Below are 1,380 nucleotides of genomic sequence, written 5' to 3' on the forward strand. Positions count from 1 at the left end.
GATCGGGGCCCTCACGGACCTGGTCGACCACGCCCTGTGCGCGCGGCCGGGGTGGCTATGCCCCTGGCCGCGCGCACAGGGCGTGGTCGACCAGGTCCGTGAGGGCCCCGATCTGCCGTACGGCGGTCTGCTCGTCGCCCGGCCGGCTGTGCACGGCGACGGTGACGGAGGTACGGCCGTCTCGTGTCGTCCCGGGCCACGCCAGAAAGCCGAAGCCGCTGCCGCTGTGGCCCCAGTAGCCACCGCCGCAGGTCAGGGGCGTCCAGCCGATGCCCAGCCCGTAGCGCGAGCCGGGCACCTCGCCGGGGGTGTCGGGCACGGCGACGGTACGCAGCATCTCGGCGAGCTGGGCGGGGGCGAGGAGCCTGCCGCCGAGCAGCGCGGAGAAGAAGCGGTTGGTGTCGGCGGTGGTGCTGATCATGGACCCGTCGGCATCCCCGTCGAAGGGGAGGTAGGCGAGGGTGGTGTCGGTCATGGGGGCGTTGTCCCCCGCCGCCTCGAACTGCTGGTAGTTACGGGCGTGGGGCCGGGGGAGCGTCGGATCGTCACCCGGCGCGTACGTCCGAGTGAGCCGCAAGGGCCGCAGGATCCGCTCTCGCACCTCCTGGTCCCACCCCTTCCCGCTGACCGCCTCGATCACCATCCCGGCGAGGATGTAGTTGGTGTTGGAGTACTCCCAGCGGGCGCCCGGCTCGAAGACGGGAGGGTGCGTCATGGCGAACGCGACGCGCTGCGCCGAGGTGTACGTGGTGGAGCGGTGCTTCAGGTATCCGGCGGCGCTCAGCTCGGGCACGACGTCGGCGATGTAGTCGGGCAGCCCACTGGTGTGCTGGAGCAGTTGTCGCACGGTGATCCGGTTGCCGTCGTTCCCGCTCCCCTTCACCACCCCCGGCAGCCACCGCTCCACCCGGTCCTCCAGCGACAGCCGCCCCTCACCGACGAGTTGGAGGAGGACGGTGGCGACGTAGGTCTTGGTGGTGCTGCCGATCCGGATGTACTCGGCGTGCGGCACGGGCGCACCGGTCCGGAGGTCGCCGACGCCACTGCGGGCGGTCCGCGTCCCGCGAGGCTGGTCGACCCGCACGGAGACCCCGGTCACGCCGGTGTCCCGCAGGGCGTCGGCGTCGCGCTGCAGGGGGTCCGCCGTGGCGTGGGCCGGGGCGAGGGAGGCGAGCAGGGCGAGAGCGAGGGTGACGACGGTGGTCGAGGCGGTGCGACGGCTGTGGGGGGTACGCATGGAGCCACCGTAGGAACGCGGGCCCCCACCTGCCATGAGGCACACCCCCGCATGTCGCCGGGGGCTCTCCTCAGCTCGTCGTACGAACCCTGCCGGCCTTTATGTGGAAGAGGAGTCCGGCGAGGGGGGTGGGGGTGGTGCGG

The 1,380-nt window shown here is 72.5% G+C and carries 1 protein-coding gene; it reads right to left on the minus strand.

Going from position 1 to position 1,380, the window contains the following annotated elements:
* Positions 1-55: 55 nt before the first annotated feature.
* Positions 56-1,237 carry a serine hydrolase domain-containing protein gene (locus P1P70_RS44650; protein WP_319248221.1) on the minus strand — a complete coding sequence of 394 codons (1,182 nt, stop codon included), beginning with the start codon at positions 1,235-1,237 and terminating at the stop codon, positions 56-58.
* Positions 1,238-1,380: the final 143 nt, after the last annotated feature.

The organism is Streptomyces sp. MB09-02B (assembly GCF_033794485.1).
In the GTDB taxonomy this organism is placed as follows: domain Bacteria; phylum Actinomycetota; class Actinomycetes; order Streptomycetales; family Streptomycetaceae; genus Streptomyces.